A 17,649-nucleotide genomic window follows, 5' to 3' on the forward strand; every position below is an offset into this window, starting at 1 on the left:
GACACCAATATTCAAACTGTAATTTTCTCTCACCATCCCCCAAAAGGGTGAATTGTAACTATTGATTAATTGAAACCCGCTTTGTATCTTTAGGTTACCTACTCATTATCTATGACTTCTTTCCACTCAGAATTATACCGGCTGGCCGGATATTCAAAAAAAACGAACCCTGAAATCCTTCTTTCGGCCGAAAGAATGCCGATCTGCGAACTCGCTGCGCCAGAAACCAATACCGGCTATTCATGTATTTTTAACTGGGCAAGCATGCGATATTCTTTTATTAGCGACTCCGTTAAAAGCATCCTCGGGTATGACAAATCCAAGTTTTTTGAAAAGGGACTTGACTTTTCTCTAAGCATTATTCACCAGGCAGATCTGCAAAAATTACGCGAACTGCATCTGGCAATTTTTAACTATTACTACAACACACCTTCGGGGCAGCGTTCAAAACTGAGGTTCAGCTACAACCTGAGAATAATAACTGCCAACAACTCTATCATCCATATTTTGCGACAGAGTACTTTCAGCGGTTTTACCAGCGACGGCAAACCGATTCTGGAATATATTAACAGCACAGACATCACGAGTTTCGGATATCATTCGATGGTACTTACGGTCCATCGTTTATCGGCCACCGGAATTTATGTAAAGTGTTATGAACGAAAATTTGGAGAAACCGAACTTTTACTTTCAGAAAGGGAGAGGCAGGTGTTAGAGCTGGCCAGACAAGGGCTTACAACAAAGCAGATTGCACAGCAACTCTATCTTAGTGTAGAAACGGTTAAAAGCCACCGGAAACATATCATTGCCAAGGCGGGCGGAGGGAACATTACTACTGCGATTAACCGGCTAATCGGCAAATCGGCTTTATAGGCGATGCTAATCCACCACGAAGTGCTGGACATACTATGCCTCGTAAAAGGTATTAGTCTTAAATTTATAAGGGCTACTGTGTGCTTGATGCACCATACAGTTCCTGGGCTTCATCAAAATGTTCTTCGATACTTTCCAGCTTCTGTGCAGCCCAGGCTCTGAGCTGAGGGTCTGGAACGCCATTAGGTCGTGATGCATTATAATATAGCGAGTAAGTATCCTGATGTGAAAGCAGCATAAGATAAAGGAAATTCCTATCGAACTGCTCGGCGTTGGAGTTGTCAAGAACATCATAGTTATTTTGATCCAAGTCGTTCATTTCGCTCAGGATAGTCAAACCCTTCTGGGTAGCCAGAGTCTCCAATTCGTCAAAAGCAGCAGTATGGCTTTGAGCCAGGAAGGTACCGTATCTTTTTACCGTGTCTGACGTTGCATCGTTAGCGGCCAGATTTCCTGCATCAATTTCTAACATATGGCTGCTTGAGGCCTGCGTTACAAACTCCTGATTACTCATCAAAAAATCCGGATCTCTATCTTTTTTACATGATTGCAGCACACTCATACCAGCTACCAGTATGGTGAACAAAAGGGTGAACTGTTTCATTGGGGCAATTTTAGTTATAAATTATAAGGTGCGGTTATTGTTAAACTGGAAATTCGCTATGTGGTTTAAATTATTTTAACAGAGGCAGATATACTTAACTCTTTTTTAAACCAAACACTTGTTACCGGGTTAAATTCATTATGGCAAGTTTTTCAGAAATCTTAAATTCCAGCAAACCAGTACTGGTCGATTTTTCGGCGGAATGGTGCGGCCCATGCAAAATGATGGCTCCGATATTGGAACAGGTTAAACACACGCTCGGCGATAAGGCAACGATATTAAAGGTGGATATTGACAAGAACCCGGCTGTTGCCGGATCTTATCATATACAAAGCGTTCCTACATTAATTTTATTTAAAAACGGAGAGGTTAAATGGAGGCAGTCGGGCGTGGTACAGGCCAATGAGCTCCGTTCTGTTATAAACAATTACTTATAAACCAGTAATAACGCAGAATTCCGGCCATTTGATTTATCTTGTGCTATTGAAAAGCCGGCTGGTTTGTTTTTCTTAAAAATTCCGAAGTTTTGGCAGACAGAGAAAAACTGTGGAACATTATTAAAGTGCTTCTTAAGCTAACTGTAACAGCGGTTCTCCTGTATCTGGTTTTTCAAAAGATCGACATCGGGGCGCTGAAGCATCTCTTTTTAAAAAGCGATTTCACATACATCTTCCTGTCTTTCGTACTGTATTTTTTCGCTGCAGCGATCGCCTCAATTCGTAACAGAATCTTTCTTAAAAACATCGGCTTAGATCTAAAGGCAGGATTCAATTTTCGCCTTTATTTGCTCGGAATGTTTTATAACGTTACCCTGCCGGGCGGAATCGGTGGCGATGGTTATAAAATCTACATTCTGCGAAAAAAGTTCCGGTTACCTACCAAACGCATTTTTCTGGCCATGCTGTTCGACAGGCTCAGTGGCCTCTGGGCAATAGGTTTATTAGCTGCATTTCTTATATTGCTGCTTCCCCAATTAATGGTTCCACGAATGTGGCTACTTTTTACCCTCGTGGCCGGCACAGCAATTTATTATTTGTTAATGAGACGCTTTTTCGGAGATTTCTCGCACAAATTCCTCCAGACCCACGGCCTGGCGCTCGCCGTTCAGGCAATTCATATCCTCATCATTATCTTCATTTTACTTTCGCAAAACTTTGACGACAAGTACTCACCATATCTTTTCAGTTTCCTGATTGCAACGCTGGCGGCCAATATACCGGTTAGTGCCCCGGGCGGTGCGGGTGTGAGAGAATATATTATGATCCACGCCTCTGAGTTTTTTAATATGGATGAGAATCAGGCAGTTTTTATTTGTATTACGTATTATATAGTTGGAACACTGGCGGCATTAACGGGAATTTGGTTTATTTACAGATCGAAAGAATTTGAACCGGCTCCAAAACAAAAGGAGGCTATCGAGTTTGAAAAGCAGAGAGATAAAGAGCTTAATGAGAGGGCATCTCAAAAGTGACCAGCACTTTGATACTGGTATCGGGCATTTAATGCAAGCCCTTCTTTTGAGACACCCTCGTAATTATTAGCCAGGTACTCTCGACCTGTTCTTTTTAAGCAATACCACAGCAGCGACGACCGCCGAGGCAATAAAGACACCCGCCACGGCTTTAGTAACAAACTCTTTCCGGTTGTACTTCCATTCGGCCGTCCATCCACGCTCCACAAAAAAGTTTGGAACGTGTCCATGTTTAAAGTCATCAATAATACCTTCAAAAACATTCACCCGGTCTGCAAGCATCAGCGGCAACCAGTGACGATAATCGGATTCACTTGATTTAAAGGCATATCTTCTGAGTTTACCACTAAGGCCAGAAGGTGGTACAGAGGTTCCAAAAGCAGCAGTTATGTTCGGGCGTTCAACCGACCTAAGCACCTCTACTTCTACCTCTTGCTGCGAAGGACGGTCCCAGGTATAGCCTTCGTGCTCTCCGTTGGTCCGGTTTTTCATTGGATAGGTGGGATCGTTTTCAGGGTTGGCATCTATGCCCCACCCTTTAATATGGCTATATTCTGAGCCCCTGATATTCTTAAAATCTGCAGGGCTTGTTTCATCTGTACTCATAAAAATGTTGTTAAAATTGTTTAAGATGCCCAGGCTGTAGGAGGAATCAGAACCGGCTTGATGCAATTATCACGTTTTGCCGAAAATATATGATATCCTTCTGCCACCTCTTCTAAGGGGATTCTGTGTGTAATGATCTCCTTTGGATTTAAAACGCCAGATTTTACATGTTCAATTAATCTGGGAAGCAGGCGCTTTACAGAAGCCTGATTTCCTCTGATGGTGATTCCTTTATTAACCACATTTCCTATCGGAACCAGGCTATCTATAGGACCATAAACACCCACTATCGATACAATCCCGCCTTTTTTAACAGAATTAATTGCCCAGTGAAGTGCGGTTGTTGAACCACCCTGAAGCAGCATTTTCCGGCCGGTAAGAGTTTGGGCAGCGCTACCTGCCGCTTCAGCACCTACGGCGTCAATACAAACATCCGCTCCCAGCGAATCAGTCGTGGTTTTAATAAACACCACAGGGTCGTTCATTTCCTTAAAATTATAGGCTTCACATTGTGCATAGTTCCGCACAAATTCGAGCCGATAATCCAAATGATCGATCACAATAACTCTACCCGCTCCGAAAAGCCATGAACATTTTGCCGCCATGATTCCGATAGGTCCGGCACCAAAAACCACCACCGTATCTCCCGGCTGAATACCACCCATTTCGGCTGCCTGATAACCTGTAGGCACTACATCCGTCAGCAACACGGCATCATCCGGATCCATCCACTCGGGAATAATCGTAGGGCCAACGTCTGCGTAAGGCACCCGTACATATTCTGCTTGTCCGCCGTCATATCCGCCAGCTGTATGCGAGTACCCGAATATCCCCCCCACTGCGGTTGCCTGCGGATTAGATTCGTGACAGTTTCCGTACAATTCCTGCCTGCAAAACACACATTTACCACAGGCGATATTGAAAGGAACCATCACTTTATCGCCCGTCTTCAGGTTTTTCACTTCAGAGCCGATTTCTACAACTTCGCCGATAAACTCGTGGCCGAAAGTCATTCCCACGCGGGTATCGGGCACCAGACCATGGTAAAGGTGCAAGTCAGATCCGCAGATACAGGATCTCAGAACGCGTACGATCGCATCCTCCGGATGTTTAATTTCGGGTAAAGGCTTGTCGCGGTCTAAACGAACCCTGAATGGTCCGCGAAAATTCATTGCTAACATAAAACTCTCCTTTCTTTTAATAAGACATATTTTTCAATCAATTAGATTTAAGATTAAGTCTCAAAAAGTTGAAGTGTTTTAAAAACTTGAATAACTCTGAGCTATGCAGTGACCGTACGAATTATCGCCATACTTGTTAAAAATCGAAGAAATCGTCAAGAAACGACTTTTTCTTTTTGTGCTGATGATGCTTGTTGTAATCACTGCTCTGATCGTTGTAGCCGTATCTTTTATAGTCCGACTCGTAGTTTTCACGTTTTGAATAGTGTTCGGCAGAACGCTCGATGATTTTTTCCAGCTCTCCGCGATCAAGCCATATTCCACGACAATCCGGGCAATAATCTATCTCTATTCCTTTTTTATCGGTAATTAACAAGGTACTTTGGCAATTTGGACATTTCATATCGTATATATTTCGTGAACAAGCAATTTACTAAGCTACGCGAACTTAACCTGAATGTAACTCCAATGTTATGAGGTCCTCCTGCTTAATAATGGTTTCTATTGAATAAGTAAAGCGTCATAAATGTTTTGGACGGGTGGCACATCGTTCAAAACCGGTTAAGGATCTTTTTGGTATTCGTAACCGGTAAAATCTTTGTGAAACAATTCACCGTTTCAAACCGGCCGTTCGCCGAAAAGTATCCTGAACTAACCTATTCGCCATTTGCAGCCTTTCATCCACACCCTACTTTTGAATCAACAAAACGAAATTAATCTCTAAAAGAATAACAACATGAAAACTTTAAAAACTCTCACAGCAGCATTATTATTTGCAATTTCAAGCACCGCCTTTGCAAACGACGAAACTTCACATTACAAACTTAAGATGGATTACGCTGTGCAAACTTACGTAGATGCAGTTTGGCATGGTGAATTAACAGGCCTTAATGAAATCTTAGATAAAGACGTAAAATTCACCTTTACACGGAATGAGAAAATATTTAACTACGGAAAAAATGATCTATTAAAATTTCTCAAAAGCATGGAGAATGTCAAGCAGAACTGCGTTACCAAAACCAGCATTATTGAAGCCGATTCAACACAAACCATTGTAAAAGTGGCCATGAAGTATAAAAATTTCACCAGGATAAACTATCTCAGCCTGGCCAACACCGCAAAAGGATGGAAGATTACGAATATCACCAGTACTTTTATTTAACAATTAATTAAAGAGAAGCCCTTGTAAGGGCTTTCTTTTTAATGGAATAGCACCAAATGAGCACCGCTGAAGGTGAAGGCTCTTACACCACAAAAAGATCGCGTAAAGCCTCTAGCAAGAATTCTTCGAGTCCAAGAAATGAGGGTATTTCTCGACGCCAATATTCTTTTATCGGTTTTAAACAAAGAATATCCCTTATTTCCCTTTACGTCGCGAATTGTAAGTCTTGCAGACCACCACAATTTCAATATCTGTACTTCTCCCCTCTGCCTGGCCATCGCCTTTTACTTTGCAGAAAAAAAACATCGTACCGTAAAGGCGAAACCAAAGATTGCGATTCTTTGCGAACACTTATCCATTTCAGCAAACAGTCCAGCCTCGGTTCTGAATACTCTTGCCCATAGGGCTATAAATAATTTTGAGGATGGCCTCGAATACTACTCCGGAAAGCGATTGCGAATGCATCGTTACTGAAGACAAGAACGATTTCTATTTCTCAGAAATCAAGTTTTAAACAGCTCAGAGTTTTGTGTTAAGTATCTGAAAAGTGCCTACACCAAATAAGCTTCCGGTATTGCTAATTCTTCCTTTTCGTCATTCCAAAGCATAGATACTATCTTCCATTCACCGCTCACCAAAATAAACTGAATGTAATTTACCCCTCTTTTCCAGGGTGCGGTATTTTCGGCGGTAAACGAATATTCGTATACGCTTATCCGCTGGGCGGTTTTACCGAAAACTTCGGTCACGTCAGAAATTTCCTGCTGAGAATAAAAAGTGGCATTCCCATCGTCAATCTGATGCATGATAGCTTGTATATAGCTTTGAACGGTGAACTCCAGTGGCTGGTCGTAATTTCCATTTATCAATTTCCCATCGCCGTAAAAAAGTTCCTGCAACTGGTCGTATTTTGGGTAATGCTCTGGCTTAAAGCAAATACACTCGTAAAACTGACCGGTAAGTTTGTCGATTTCATGGATAGTCATATCAGATTAACAGCAAGAGATTAATATTGATTGCCAAAACTCAAGTTTTGCGCTTGCTAAAAAGCAGTTTCAGCAAATTAAGCTTTTCCTGAAAGCCTACGTAGATGCCATCTTCTCTTTTTTCTGACGGATAAATATCGATGTAATCACCTTGTCCGGGTGCACCTCTACCTGTCTGAAGGTCATATTCATAACGGTGAAAAGGACAGATCAACTTTCCATTTTTGCACCACCCACCGCTTAAGCCGGCGCCTGCGTGAGGACAATAGGCCTGGGTTATAAATACATCGTCGCCCGACTTAACAGCGCAAAGCTTTTTTCCGTTAACAGTGATGGCTTTAACGAAATCGCTTTGAAGCATGACGTCCAACTCAAACACTTTAAACCAAATCATATCTAAATAAACGCATTTAAAGTAATGACGGCAATATTATATGGCGTTTCTGTGAAATTCAACGGTCAAATTTTACGTAAGTTTGCTGCAATTTAAGAAATGTCACATCAGGTACCAGAGGACGGAACATTACTTCCTTTAATGGAAGAGTTTTACACGATACAAGGCGAAGGATATAACACCGGAAAGGCCGCTTATTTTATACGCCTGGGCGGATGCGATGTTGGCTGCCACTGGTGTGATGTTAAAGAAAGCTGGAACGCTGATATACATCCGCTTACTCATGCCGACCAGATTGTGGCGAACGCCGAAAAATATCCGGGCAAAGCTGTTGTAATTACGGGCGGCGAGCCTTTAATCTATAACCTCGACTATCTAACCAGCCAATTACAATCACGCGGCATCAAAACGTTTATAGAAACTTCAGGTGCTTATCCCCTATCGGGAACCTGGGACTGGATCTGTCTTTCACCAAAAAAATTCAAAGCTCCGCTTCCCGGAATTGGATCTGTAGCCGGTGAATTAAAAGTTATCGTATTTAACAAAAGTGATTTCGAGTTTGCCGAAAAATATGCAGAACTGGTATCGCCGGAATGCAAGCTCTATCTCCAACCAGAATGGTCGAAGGCAAAAGAGGTAACTCCGCTTATAATCGACTATGTTATGGCCCACCCTAAATGGGAGATATCGCTGCAAACGCACAAGTTTTTAAATATTCCGTAACTTCCTTCGTTATATACCGAATAAGCTTCCGTGATGAAAGGATTTTGGATTTTTCTTTTTTGCTTCTCTACTACCTTAGTATACGGGCAGAAAGATTTTAGGTCGGGTAATAAACAGGCTCAGAAATTTTACGAGCAAGCAAGATTTTCGCTATCGGCAAAAGTGTACGATCAGGCATTGGAAGAGCTGAAAAGCGCTATCAAATTGGATCCAAATTTTGTGGCTGCTTATCAACAAACTGCGGACGTTAACCGGATTTTACAGCGTTATGAAACAGCCGTTCAGAACTATCGAAAAGTTCTGGAATTAGACCCGGAATTTCATCCTCTTACCTTTATCGGCCTGGCCGAAAGCCTGTTGTTTTCTGGAAAGTATCAGGAAGCTATACCTCAGTTCAAAAAATACGCAGCTTTTCCCGGTGTCCCGGAAGAAGGTAAAAAACGTGCCGCTAAACTAATTGTAGATTGCGAATTTAGTATTGAGGCGTTAAAAAAACCTGTTCCTTTTAATCCCGTTAATCTGGGCCCTTCAATAAACTCAGACAAGGAAGAATACTTGCCTGTTGTTACTGCAGATGAGGAAACAATCATCTTTACGCGTATGGCCGGAAACAACGAAGATTTTTATACCAGTGCGAAGAAAGACGCGAAATGGACAAAATCTATGTATCTGAGTCCGAGCATAAACACCAGCATATACAATGAGGGAGCGCAATGTATTTCGCCAGATGGAATGTATCTTTTCTTCACCGGCTGTAATCGCCCAGAGGGCAAAGGACGTTGCGATATTTATGTCTGCAAACGTGAAGGAAAAGATTGGAGTAAGCCTTTCAACTTAGGAACACCGATCAATACACCGGGATGGGAATCCCAACCGTCTATAAGTGCAGATGGCCGCACATTGTACTTTGTGAGCACCAGGCCAGGGGGCTTAGGAGGCTATGATATTTGGAAAACCGAGCTTGGGCCGAACGGTTCCTGGTCTGAACCACAAAATCTGGGACCAAGCGTTAATACTCCCTACGATGAAATATCGCCGTTCATTCATCACGATAGCAACACGCTTTATTTTGCATCCAACGGGTGGCCCGGATTGGGAAATAAAGACCTGTTTATGAGCCGGGTAGACCAATCGGGAAGTTTCACAAAACCGGTAAACCTGGGTTATCCTATCAACACTCCCGGCGAAGAAAGCGGATTAACTGTTAGCAGTAACGGAAAAACTGCTTTTTTTGCGTCGGATATGAAAGGCGGACAGGGAGGCATGGACATCTATTCTTTTGAAGTACCTCAGGCGGTCCGCCCGGGTGCGGTTACCTATGTAAAAGGAAAAGTATTCGATGCGAAGACGCAAGAACCACTTGACGCTAATATTAAAATTACTGCATTAAAAACTAACGCAATTGCCTTTGAGGATGTTAGCGACTTTGAAAGCGGAGAGTTTTTGGCTGTAATGCAAGCTGGGAAATCATTTGGCTTAAGTGTTGATAAAAAAGGTTATCTTTTCTATTCCGAAAACTTCTCGTTAGACAAACCTAATGCTGCTGCCAAGCCCTACCTGCTCTCGGTCGGGTTGCAAAAAATTGAAGTCGGCGGTCTGGTAACATTGAACAATATATTTTTCGCCACCAACAAGTTTGAACTGCTACCCGAGTCAAAAACTGAATTGCAGCAGTTAATTAGTTTCCTCAACCTTAATCCAACAGTTTCAATCGAAATTGATGGACACACGGATGATGTGGGAGATGATAAAATAAACCAGGTTCTCTCTGAGAACCGGGCGAAAACAGTTTACAACTACCTTGTTGACAGTAAAATTGCGACGTCCAGATTGAGCTTTAAAGGTTACGGTGAATCGAAACCTGTTACTGCTAACACCTCTGCCGAAGGAAGGCAACAAAACCGAAGAACTGAGTTCAGGATTGTAAAAAGGTGAAAAATAATCATCGGATGATTATTTGAAAGCTGCCATATTCATCCGATGACTAACGGGATATTAAACTAAAAACTCCCGCGCTTTGCTTAATGCTCTTTCTAAACCCGAACTCTCTTTACCTCCCGCAGTAGCATAAAAAGGCTGACCACCACCACCACCGTTGATTTCCTTTGCCAGAACCCGGATGATATTTCCGGCATGCAAGTCTTTCTGCTCTACAAGGCTTTCAGAAATCATAACCGTTAACCCTGGTTTTCCTTCAGCGTCTGTGGCTATAACAAGAAACAAATCATCCAGCATATTCTTTAATGAGTAAGCCAGGTTTTTTACCGCTTCCGCGGAAGCGAGATCTATCTTGGCAGCGATAAAGTTTATTCCGTTGATATTTTCAGCTTTGGCAGCCAGCTCATCTTTCAAGCCCGAAGCCTTTGCCAGAACAGCTTTCTCAAGCTCTTTCTTAAGTTTAGTATTTTCTTCAAATAAAGCCTCGACAGATTTTACAAGATCTTTCGGATTTTTTAAGAGGCCTTTCAACTCGTTTATGAGCTTATTTTGCTGGATAATATAAGTTTCGGCAGCTTCGCCTGTAATAGCTTCAATACGCCTCACCCCTGCTGCAACGGCGCTTTCAGAGATTATTTTAAAATAGCCGATCTGACCAGTCGACTTTACATGGGTACCTCCACAGAGCTCCACAGAAAAGTTTTCATCAAACGTAATCACCCGCACTACATCGCCGTATTTTTCACCAAAAAGCGCTGTAACACCACGATTAATAGCATCCTGATAAGGAACCCTCCGTTCCTCTTTAAGTTGAATATTTTCGCGAATCTTTTTGTTCACGATGGCTTCAACCTTCGCAATCTCGTCATCGCTAAGTTTGGAAAAATGCGCGAAATCAAAACGCAAATAATCCGGGTTAACCAAGGAACCTTTTTGCTGAACGTGTGTACCAAGCACCTGACGTAAAGCTGCCTGCAATAAATGAGTTACCGAGTGATTATTTTCCGTTTGTCCACGACGCTGTTTATCAACGATGCTTTTTACCGGCTGATTAAAGTTAAACCCTTCAGGAATTTCGTCTGTAAAATGAACTATCAGTGCGTTCTCTTTTTTAGTGTCGGTAATTCTGATGGACTCATCGCCGATTAAAAGGCCTGTATCCCCTACCTGACCACCACTTTCGGCATAAAAAGGAGTTTTATTCAGTACTAACTGATATTGCTCTTTTCCCTTAGCGCTCACTTTACGGTACTTTAATATTCGTGATTCTGCTTCAAGTTCATCGTATCCTATAAACTCATTTTCGTCGCCTTCTCCAACAACAACCCAGTCGCCGGTATCAACAGCAGTGGCGGCACGCGAACGGCTTTTTTGTTGTTCAAGAGCTTTATTGAAACCTTCCATGTCTACCGACAAGCCTTTTTCGCGGGCCATCAGGTCGGTAAGGTCAATTGGAAAACCGAAAGTATCATATAATTCAAATGCGAACTCGCCGTCTACCGTACCCGATCCGGCAGCATAGCGTTCAAAACGCTGAATACCAGTCGCCAGAGTTCTTAAAAACGAAATCTCCTCTTCTAATATTACTTTCTGTACAAAATCCTGCTGCGCTTTAAGCTCTGGAAATACACCGTCAAACTGGTCTGCAAGAATGGGGACTAGTTTATTAAAAAAAGGCTCCTTGAAATTTAAAAAGGTATAAGCATAGCGAACCGCCCGGCGCAAAATGCGGCGAATTACATATCCGGCTTTATTATTTGATGGTAATTGCCCGTCTGCAATTGCAAAAGCTATGGCACGGATATGGTCAGACATCACACGCATAGCGATATCGGTTTTGCCCGTACTTTCCCCCATATTATAGGGGATGCCGCATTCTTTAGAGATAAATTGAATTAAGGGCTGGAAGGTATCGGTATCATAATTTGAAGATTTTCCCTGAAGTACGCGCACTAAACGCTCGTGCCCCATACCTGTATCTACATGTTGCGCAGGCAAAAGTTGCAGCGAACCGTCTTTCAGGCGATTAAACTGCATAAATACATTGTTCCAGATTTCAATAACCTGCGGATCATCATTATTTACCAATGTCTTACCATCAACTGTGTTCCGTTGCTCATCGCTGCGGCAATCCACATGAATTTCAGAACAAGGGCCACAAGGGCCAGTGTCGCCCATTTCCCAGAAGTTATCTTTTTTATTCCCTAACAGGATTCGGTCTTCTGCGATCCATCTTTTCCAGAAATCATAGGCTTCCTGATCTTTAGGCAAGCCCTCTTTTTCATCTCCTTCAAAAACGGTTACATACAAACGGTCTTTAGGGATACCCAACACATCGGTTAACAGTTCCCAGCTCCAGGCGATAGCTTCTTCTTTAAAATAGTCGCCAAAGCTCCAGTTGCCAAGCATCTCGAACATGGTATGATGATAAGTATCGATACCAACCTCTTCTAAATCGTTATGTTTTCCGGATACACGGAGACATCGCTGAGTATCGGCTACGCGCGGATATTTAACCGGCGCTTCCCCCAAAAAGACATCTTTAAACTGATTCATTCCTGCGTTAGTAAACATCAGTGTAGGATCGTTCTTTACCACGATAGGCGCAGAAGGAACTATCTGGTGTCCTTTACTTGCAAAAAAGTCTAAAAAAGCTTTCCGTATCTCGTTCGTTGTCATCATCAAAATATTGAGTGTGCAAAGTTAACAGGAGATTTGAGATTTTTTGACTGAGATTGAACATTCCCAAAACAGGGAATTGGAGGCCACACTCAGCCTTTCGCCGGGTGAGAGCCCCGCAGAGAAAACAAGAAACTTAGATGCTAAACAGGCAGATTAGAGTCGCTGGGTTCGTTTCTTGAAAGTTGTGTTTCATCAACCCGTCCTTGCGAAGCGTTGAACATTTTTATAGAGGGTAAACTAAACCAAAACGTGCTTCCCTGCCCCATCTCACTCTCGGCGCCAATTCGGCCTCCGTGGTTCTCAATTATTTCTTTGCAGATATATAATCCGAGTCCGAGTCCCTGAGCCGTGTGGTTTGTTTCCTCAATGCGATAAAAGCGATCAAAAAGGAAGGGCAGCTTACTTTTAGCAATCCCAGGACCAAAGTCTTTTATACAAACTTTAACCTGATTTGCTTCGATCTCAGACCAGATATGTACTTCCTTACCTTCCGGCGAATATTTAGCAGCATTTGATAGAAAATTGTCTATCACCTGGTAAATCCGGGTAGGGTCGGCATTTACGAATACCTCGCCAAAATCGTTAATTATGTATGCATGCGTTGAAGTTTGAGTTGTCTCCTGAATAACTTCCTTCACCAGTTCATTTAACAAGAATGGCTTTTTAGTGATTGTTAATTTTCCACTTTGTATCCGGGTAACATCCAAAAGTTCATTTACCAATCCTGTTAACCTGTTGACCTGTTTATTAGCGTTCACAACAAAAGGATGCATTTGCTTACTTTCTTCGGATTGCTTTGAAAAGCGCTCCAAAATCTGCAGCGACGCTTTCATACTGGTGAGAGGAGTTTTCAGCTCATGAGATGCAATGCTCATGAACTCGTCTTTAGCGTTATTCTGGGCGATAATCAAACGCCTTGACTCCTCCAGCTGCTTAAATGTATTCCTTGCGAAGATTCCTGTAGAGAACAAGATCATCAAGATTAAGAAGATATTGGTAATTGTTAAGGTTCTTGCAATCACTCTTGACGCTTCACCTAAAATCGAAGTAAATGCCTGTTGGTTGTAGGTGAGTCGCCTGTTAATTGTATTCACCTTTAATATCAGAGCTGTTTTGACGGATGGGTTCAGTTGCTGGCTTTTTAAATTGTAGATAAACTGACCTATTTTGTCAAGCTCGGCAATATCTCTGTCACCTTCTTCCCATTTTTGGAGCACATTTTTAAAAAAAGAAAATTGTTGGAAGTTCCTGAACATCCAGATCATGTTCTTAATATCATCCGGATGATTACGCCCCTGTAAAGCTGCGCGAATGATCACATCATCATCTTCACTGTCGGCCTGCAAAGCAACCCTGGCCAGACTATCGCCGATAGGAACCTTTATTTCTTCCTTGAACAGATCGTAAGATCGCTTGTCCGACGTTTGAATAAAATCGATAAGGTAGCGAGTTGCCTCTTTTTGGGCTTTAGAGTATTCGGATTCACCATTAACATAGGCCCTTATAGACGACAGAATTTTAATAGAATAAAAATTCAAACTTATAATCACCACCGACGAAAACAGAATGATGGCTGCAATTCTAAAAATATACCTGCGGTGATATGCTGAGAATGCATTCATAGTTAGAGAGCTTAGTCCGTTGTTATACGGTCATATGCTGATGGGGTTTCCATTATTGCATAATCCAAAGAGATCAGGTTAAAGTCCGTCATCTTTCAAAGCAATTAATTTGAATACATAACTGTATTTCATACGTAGCCTAATCGTGTTTCCTTTAAAATCGGGCGCATTTATTTGAGAAAAATCGTCGGTAAGCAATATACCAGATCCGTAAATAGTTTTCCCGGGAGCGAAATGCTTATCGTTTAATACGAGTGAAGCAGTGGCATTTAATTGCAGGGCTTTTGCGTCGGGCATCGATTGATTGACAGCAAATACGCGACCTTCTTTTTCCCATGCGGTATAGGTAGAGCTTGCATGGTTGTTGGTTATTTTATGCTTAATCTCATCGCCCATCATAAACCAGGGTGATACCGAGATCGTTAAAGAATCGCCGCTTGCCTTGGCTCTTCCCACCATCAAATCCGGCACAAGAACTTTTTCGGGAACATATCCGGAAAGTAATGTATCTCTGCGAACACCGCCTGTAAAGTCTTGTTTATTTAATGTATCCAGCTTAAAGCCAGTTAAAAGAACCACTCCCCGCATTTTGTTCTCTGGGTTATTCACCATTTTTTGTAAGCGCGGATCTAAACGATTGAATACGCTATCATAAGAACTTATCACTGCAGGGCTGTAACTAACCTGGCCGAAAGCGGAAAGTCCACAAACTGTCAGGTACAAAGAAAAAATCAAATGGATAATACATTTCATAGAGATTTCATGAAGAACTTGTAGTTTCATGACAAAACTACAGTAATAACATTAATCTATAGTAAATGTTTTTAACAGGCGTAATTCACAAAGTATATTTGCTCAGGATCTGATAAATCTCATTTATGCCGCTGCAACCTTTAAACTCTTTGCGAATAGCCAGGGTTTCGTCTTTGAGCCAGATTTTAAGATCGGCGTCTTCATCAAGTAAACCCTTGCTTTCCTTTGAAAATTTTCGAATACTCGAGTATGGAATGGTGGTATACTCAACTCTTGAATTCTTTGTCTGACAAATGAGGATAAGGCGCTTGTTTGTAAGGATAAATTTATCAGCAGCCAGTTTATACGCTTTCTCAACAAACTCGCCTTCAACCAAAATCAATCCGTATTCCAGCGAAATTTGTTTCAATGAAACTTCTGTAGGATGACTTAAAAAACCGTTAAAAAGTCCCATAGTAAATGTATTAATGTAAAACTATAACCCAGCGACACAAATCGACATCGAGCAATTCTATATTTACAAGTGTAAAGCAGCTTGATGAAGCTAAGATGAAGATTTCCAATTATTTAATTTTTCTAAACCTAATAAACACTGGTAATCCGAAATACTTAAAAAAAAGCGTCTCCGGATGTATCTTAATTCAGCGCAGAAGCGTATACATCGTCTGTTGTTAAGGATGATCTTTTCATCCACATCAGCGTTCAAAACATATATACACACATGGTAGTAGTAGCTTTAACAAAACTTAACCCTATTACATTGCGCTCCATTGAAGTTAAGAATAGATATGAAGCATATGATTTATACTCACAAAACCCCAATTATATCATTGCATTCGTAAACAACAATGAGATCACTATTCTTGGGAGCAAAGCTCAAAAGGATTCGCAATACCAGGTCCTGCTAGAGCACGGCTATATTTTCAAAGGGCGTAAAGTGAAATACATGTGCGACGAATTAGTATAAGGCTTTATTCCTGATTCTCAGTTGCGCAAAGCAATTTTCATAGTCCGGGTATAACAAGCTCCTTCAATTCTTGTTATACGGACAGTGAGACTATGAAACAAACGCCCATTCTTAGCAATCAACAACAATTTGAGCTTAGTTCAGATCAAAGCTTGCCATGCACTTTTAATATCGCCCTATACGAGGTTGGGGGCAAACAATCCGAATGCCTATTTAAGGTTAGCGGGCAAGATACTCAGGGCGCAAAAAAAACGGTATTATATACCTTAGCCGACCGCGAGCATCATTCATACCTCGACCTTTTTGCAAAACTATCCCGCGACTTTGGATTGCGGGTTCCTCAAAATCGCATAAAAACTATACCCATCTCGCCCTCTTTCGAAACGGCATACAATGAAATATTAACCGAGAATATCCATCCTGACATACTTTATGGTTACGGGGATCCGGCCGTGATCCGCGTCGACAGGAACACTCAAACAATCTACTATTTGCTGGCAACATCAAACGACGCTCCTCATTCATTCCCTTTGTTACGGTCTTCAGACCTGAAAGACTGGCAATTTGTTGACTTTATTTTCCCTGAAGGCAAAAAACCCCATTGGGCCGCAGATGGCGAGTCGGCGAGCGATTATTGGGCAGCGGAGATGCATCAAATTGGCGATGAGTTTCGGATCTATTATGTCGCACGTGAGAATGAGAACGCTGAATTGTGTATTGGCATGGTATCCTCTGTATCTCCCGAAGGCCCGTTTGTATCCTGTAAAGAGCCCGTCTTAAAAGGAAACATCATCGACCCGCATATATTTGTTCAAAGTGCGGAAATGGTTTACTTATACTGGAAGGAAGACAATAACGATGTATGGCCTGGAAAGCTTATCGAACTTTTGAACGATCGTCCTCACCTAACCTCTATTTTATTTGAACACGAAGAAGACCGGCGAACCGCCAGCTTTGTACAAACTTTATGGCCCTGGATAGAAACCTTGCCCCCAATGGAACGATTTCAGGCGATGCAGGTGCTGATTGAGGTGATCATTTCAAATTTTGCGTCATTTTACACCCGATTATCAGAACAAATGAAAACTGAGGATGAACGTTCGCAAAAACAAATCACTGAAGTGTTGAAATACATGAAAACCCCTATGTATGCTCAACAACTATCTGCAGATGGACAACATCTTGTTGGACAGCCAACTAAAATACTGGAAAACGACTTACCCTGGGAGGCTCACCTTGTAGAGGGAATGTGGGTTACCGAGCATAACGACACCTTTTATCTGTTTTATGCCGGAAATGACTTTTCTACCGATCAATATGGAATTGGGGTGGCGGTGTCGAAATCTCCTCTGGGACCGTTTACTAAAATGCATGAGCCGTTTTTAAAATCGACTGCTGATTGGTGGGCCCCCGGACATCCTTCTGTCGTTATGGATACGGAAGGTAAATATCACATGTTTCTGCACGCCTATTTTCCCGGCAAGGCTGGATATAAAGAGTTTCGTGCGTTACTATCTGTTCCAATGATTTTCGAAGAAGACAAAGTACGCGTTGGTTAAAGATCTTTTAATGCATGGCAGGGGAAAGCTGTAAATCAGGCCTTTTGCATCTAGGTCTACAATTGCACCCTCATCATACGAGGCTGTTAATGAATTTTTCTTTCATTTAGATTTAATTGGCTGGTTAA

Annotated in this window: 19 protein-coding genes; 9 read left to right on the forward strand and 10 right to left on the reverse strand. The window is 42.0% G+C overall.

Annotation, left to right across the window (positions count from 1 at the left end; translation table 11 throughout):
• Window positions 1-111 precede the first annotated feature (111 nt).
• Entirely contained in the window at window positions 112-873 is a 762-nt protein-coding gene (locus J3P43_RS07355) for a response regulator transcription factor (RefSeq protein WP_255900806.1), read from the forward strand.
• A 73-nt stretch (window positions 874-946) separates the two neighbouring features.
• Here the strand turns inward: J3P43_RS07355 and J3P43_RS07360 are convergent, their stop codons facing one another.
• Window positions 947-1,477 carry a DUF4142 domain-containing protein gene (locus J3P43_RS07360; RefSeq protein ID WP_255900808.1) on the reverse strand — a complete coding sequence of 177 codons (531 nt, stop codon included), beginning with the start codon at window positions 1,475-1,477 and terminating at the stop codon, window positions 947-949.
• A 140-nt stretch (window positions 1,478-1,617) separates the two neighbouring features.
• On the opposite strand from J3P43_RS07360, the gene trxA reads away from it, so the two are divergent.
• Window positions 1,618-1,914, forward strand: coding sequence for a thioredoxin (gene trxA, locus J3P43_RS07365; RefSeq protein ID WP_255900809.1), 297 nt, complete (start codon window positions 1,618-1,620; stop codon window positions 1,912-1,914).
• Between the two features lie 89 nt (window positions 1,915-2,003).
• Window positions 2,004-2,948 carry a lysylphosphatidylglycerol synthase transmembrane domain-containing protein gene (locus J3P43_RS07370; protein WP_255900810.1) on the forward strand — a complete coding sequence of 315 codons (945 nt, stop codon included), beginning with the start codon at window positions 2,004-2,006 and terminating at the stop codon, window positions 2,946-2,948.
• A 66-nt stretch (window positions 2,949-3,014) separates the two neighbouring features.
• Here J3P43_RS07370 and J3P43_RS07375 read toward each other — a convergent pair whose 3' ends face one another.
• The 3 genes from J3P43_RS07375 to J3P43_RS07385 form a co-directional block, all read right to left on the reverse strand.
• A complete protein-coding gene (locus J3P43_RS07375) occupies window positions 3,015-3,554 on the reverse strand; it encodes a hypothetical protein (protein ID WP_255900812.1) in 540 nt (179 codons plus the stop codon).
• A 20-nt stretch (window positions 3,555-3,574) separates the two neighbouring features.
• Window positions 3,575-4,735: a zinc-dependent alcohol dehydrogenase gene (locus J3P43_RS07380; protein WP_255900813.1), complete on the reverse strand. Its 1,161-nt coding sequence runs from the start codon at window positions 4,733-4,735 to the stop codon at window positions 3,575-3,577.
• Between the two features lie 136 nt (window positions 4,736-4,871).
• Window positions 4,872-5,138, reverse strand: coding sequence for a TFIIB-type zinc ribbon-containing protein (locus tag J3P43_RS07385; protein ID WP_255900814.1), 267 nt, complete (start codon window positions 5,136-5,138; stop codon window positions 4,872-4,874).
• A gap of 333 nt (window positions 5,139-5,471) precedes the next feature.
• Here J3P43_RS07385 and J3P43_RS07390 point away from each other — a divergent pair, with 333 nt between their 5' ends.
• Together J3P43_RS07390 and J3P43_RS07395 are read left to right on the forward strand one after the other, a co-directional pair.
• Window positions 5,472-5,897: a nuclear transport factor 2 family protein gene (locus tag J3P43_RS07390; RefSeq protein ID WP_255900815.1), complete on the forward strand. Its 426-nt coding sequence runs from the start codon at window positions 5,472-5,474 to the stop codon at window positions 5,895-5,897.
• Between the two features lie 138 nt (window positions 5,898-6,035).
• Complete coding sequence (locus J3P43_RS07395) at window positions 6,036-6,371, forward strand: twitching motility protein PilT (RefSeq protein WP_255900817.1); 336 nt, start codon at window positions 6,036-6,038, stop codon at window positions 6,369-6,371.
• A 77-nt stretch (window positions 6,372-6,448) separates the two neighbouring features.
• Here the strand turns inward: J3P43_RS07395 and J3P43_RS07400 are convergent, their stop codons facing one another.
• A complete protein-coding gene (locus tag J3P43_RS07400; RefSeq protein ID WP_255900818.1) occupies window positions 6,449-6,883 on the reverse strand; it encodes a hypothetical protein in 435 nt (144 codons plus the stop codon).
• Between the two features lie 40 nt (window positions 6,884-6,923).
• Window positions 6,924-7,277, reverse strand: coding sequence for a Rieske (2Fe-2S) protein (locus J3P43_RS07405; RefSeq protein ID WP_255900819.1), 354 nt, complete (start codon window positions 7,275-7,277; stop codon window positions 6,924-6,926).
• Window positions 7,278-7,376: 99 nt separating this feature from the next.
• Between J3P43_RS07405 and J3P43_RS07410 the strand changes: the two genes are divergently transcribed.
• Together J3P43_RS07410 and J3P43_RS07415 are read left to right on the forward strand one after the other, a co-directional pair.
• Window positions 7,377-8,000: a 7-carboxy-7-deazaguanine synthase QueE gene (locus J3P43_RS07410; protein ID WP_255900821.1), complete on the forward strand. Its 624-nt coding sequence runs from the start codon at window positions 7,377-7,379 to the stop codon at window positions 7,998-8,000.
• 33 nt (window positions 8,001-8,033) lie between these two features.
• On the forward strand, window positions 8,034-9,935 hold the full coding sequence (locus J3P43_RS07415) for an OmpA family protein (protein ID WP_255900822.1): 1,902 nt from the start codon (window positions 8,034-8,036) through the stop codon (window positions 9,933-9,935).
• Window positions 9,936-9,995: 60 nt separating this feature from the next.
• On the opposite strand, the gene alaS is transcribed toward J3P43_RS07415, so the two are convergent.
• From alaS to J3P43_RS07435, 4 genes are all read right to left on the reverse strand, one after another.
• Window positions 9,996-12,617, reverse strand: a complete 2,622-nt coding sequence (gene alaS / locus J3P43_RS07420; RefSeq protein WP_255902309.1) for an alanine--tRNA ligase — start codon at window positions 12,615-12,617, stop codon at window positions 9,996-9,998.
• A gap of 143 nt (window positions 12,618-12,760) precedes the next feature.
• Complete coding sequence (locus J3P43_RS07425; protein WP_255900823.1) at window positions 12,761-14,242, reverse strand: sensor histidine kinase; 1,482 nt, start codon at window positions 14,240-14,242, stop codon at window positions 12,761-12,763.
• 78 nt (window positions 14,243-14,320) lie between these two features.
• Entirely contained in the window at window positions 14,321-15,025 is a 705-nt protein-coding gene (locus J3P43_RS07430; protein WP_255900825.1) for a hypothetical protein, read from the reverse strand.
• Between the two features lie 55 nt (window positions 15,026-15,080).
• Window positions 15,081-15,449, reverse strand: a complete 369-nt coding sequence (locus J3P43_RS07435; protein ID WP_255900827.1) for a PH domain-containing protein — start codon at window positions 15,447-15,449, stop codon at window positions 15,081-15,083.
• Between the two features lie 267 nt (window positions 15,450-15,716).
• Here J3P43_RS07435 and J3P43_RS07440 point away from each other — a divergent pair, with 267 nt between their 5' ends.
• Window positions 15,717-15,962, forward strand: coding sequence for a hypothetical protein (locus J3P43_RS07440; protein WP_255900829.1), 246 nt, complete (start codon window positions 15,717-15,719; stop codon window positions 15,960-15,962).
• Between the two features lie 92 nt (window positions 15,963-16,054).
• Window positions 16,055-17,521 carry a glycoside hydrolase family 43 protein gene (locus J3P43_RS07445; protein ID WP_255900832.1) on the forward strand — a complete coding sequence of 489 codons (1,467 nt, stop codon included), beginning with the start codon at window positions 16,055-16,057 and terminating at the stop codon, window positions 17,519-17,521.
• Window positions 17,522-17,649: the final 128 nt, after the last annotated feature.

The sequence above is a fragment of the Paradesertivirga mongoliensis genome (assembly GCF_024436395.1).
In the GTDB taxonomy this organism is placed as follows: Bacteria; Bacteroidota; Bacteroidia; order Sphingobacteriales; family Sphingobacteriaceae; genus Paradesertivirga; species Paradesertivirga mongoliensis.

Bases quoted from the DNA above. Each gene is read 5' to 3' on its own strand.
- J3P43_RS07400 (WP_255900818.1), bottom strand. From the start codon at position 6,883: ATGACTATCCATGAAATCGACAAACTTACCGGTCAGTTTTACGAGTGT.
- J3P43_RS07445 (WP_255900832.1), top strand. From the start codon at position 16,055: ATGAAACAAACGCCCATTCTTAGCAATCAACAACAATTTGAGCTTAGT.
- J3P43_RS07405 (WP_255900819.1), bottom strand. From the start codon at position 7,277: ATGATTTGGTTTAAAGTGTTTGAGTTGGACGTCATGCTTCAAAGCGAT.
- J3P43_RS07430 (WP_255900825.1), bottom strand. From the start codon at position 15,025: ATGAAACTACAAGTTCTTCATGAAATCTCTATGAAATGTATTATCCAT.
- J3P43_RS07375 (WP_255900812.1), bottom strand. From the start codon at position 3,554: ATGAGTACAGATGAAACAAGCCCTGCAGATTTTAAGAATATCAGGGGC.
- J3P43_RS07415 (WP_255900822.1), top strand. From the start codon at position 8,034: ATGAAAGGATTTTGGATTTTTCTTTTTTGCTTCTCTACTACCTTAGTA.
- J3P43_RS07440 (WP_255900829.1), top strand. From the start codon at position 15,717: ATGGTAGTAGTAGCTTTAACAAAACTTAACCCTATTACATTGCGCTCC.
- J3P43_RS07390 (WP_255900815.1), top strand. From the start codon at position 5,472: ATGAAAACTTTAAAAACTCTCACAGCAGCATTATTATTTGCAATTTCA.
- J3P43_RS07425 (WP_255900823.1), bottom strand. From the start codon at position 14,242: ATGAATGCATTCTCAGCATATCACCGCAGGTATATTTTTAGAATTGCA.
- J3P43_RS07360 (WP_255900808.1), bottom strand. From the start codon at position 1,477: ATGAAACAGTTCACCCTTTTGTTCACCATACTGGTAGCTGGTATGAGT.
- J3P43_RS07355 (WP_255900806.1), top strand. From the start codon at position 112: ATGACTTCTTTCCACTCAGAATTATACCGGCTGGCCGGATATTCAAAA.
- J3P43_RS07395 (WP_255900817.1), top strand. From the start codon at position 6,036: ATGAGGGTATTTCTCGACGCCAATATTCTTTTATCGGTTTTAAACAAA.
- alaS (WP_255902309.1), bottom strand. From the start codon at position 12,617: ATGACAACGAACGAGATACGGAAAGCTTTTTTAGACTTTTTTGCAAGT.
- J3P43_RS07380 (WP_255900813.1), bottom strand. From the start codon at position 4,735: ATGTTAGCAATGAATTTTCGCGGACCATTCAGGGTTCGTTTAGACCGC.
- J3P43_RS07410 (WP_255900821.1), top strand. From the start codon at position 7,377: ATGTCACATCAGGTACCAGAGGACGGAACATTACTTCCTTTAATGGAA.
- J3P43_RS07435 (WP_255900827.1), bottom strand. From the start codon at position 15,449: ATGGGACTTTTTAACGGTTTTTTAAGTCATCCTACAGAAGTTTCATTG.
- trxA (WP_255900809.1), top strand. From the start codon at position 1,618: ATGGCAAGTTTTTCAGAAATCTTAAATTCCAGCAAACCAGTACTGGTC.
- J3P43_RS07385 (WP_255900814.1), bottom strand. From the start codon at position 5,138: ATGAAATGTCCAAATTGCCAAAGTACCTTGTTAATTACCGATAAAAAA.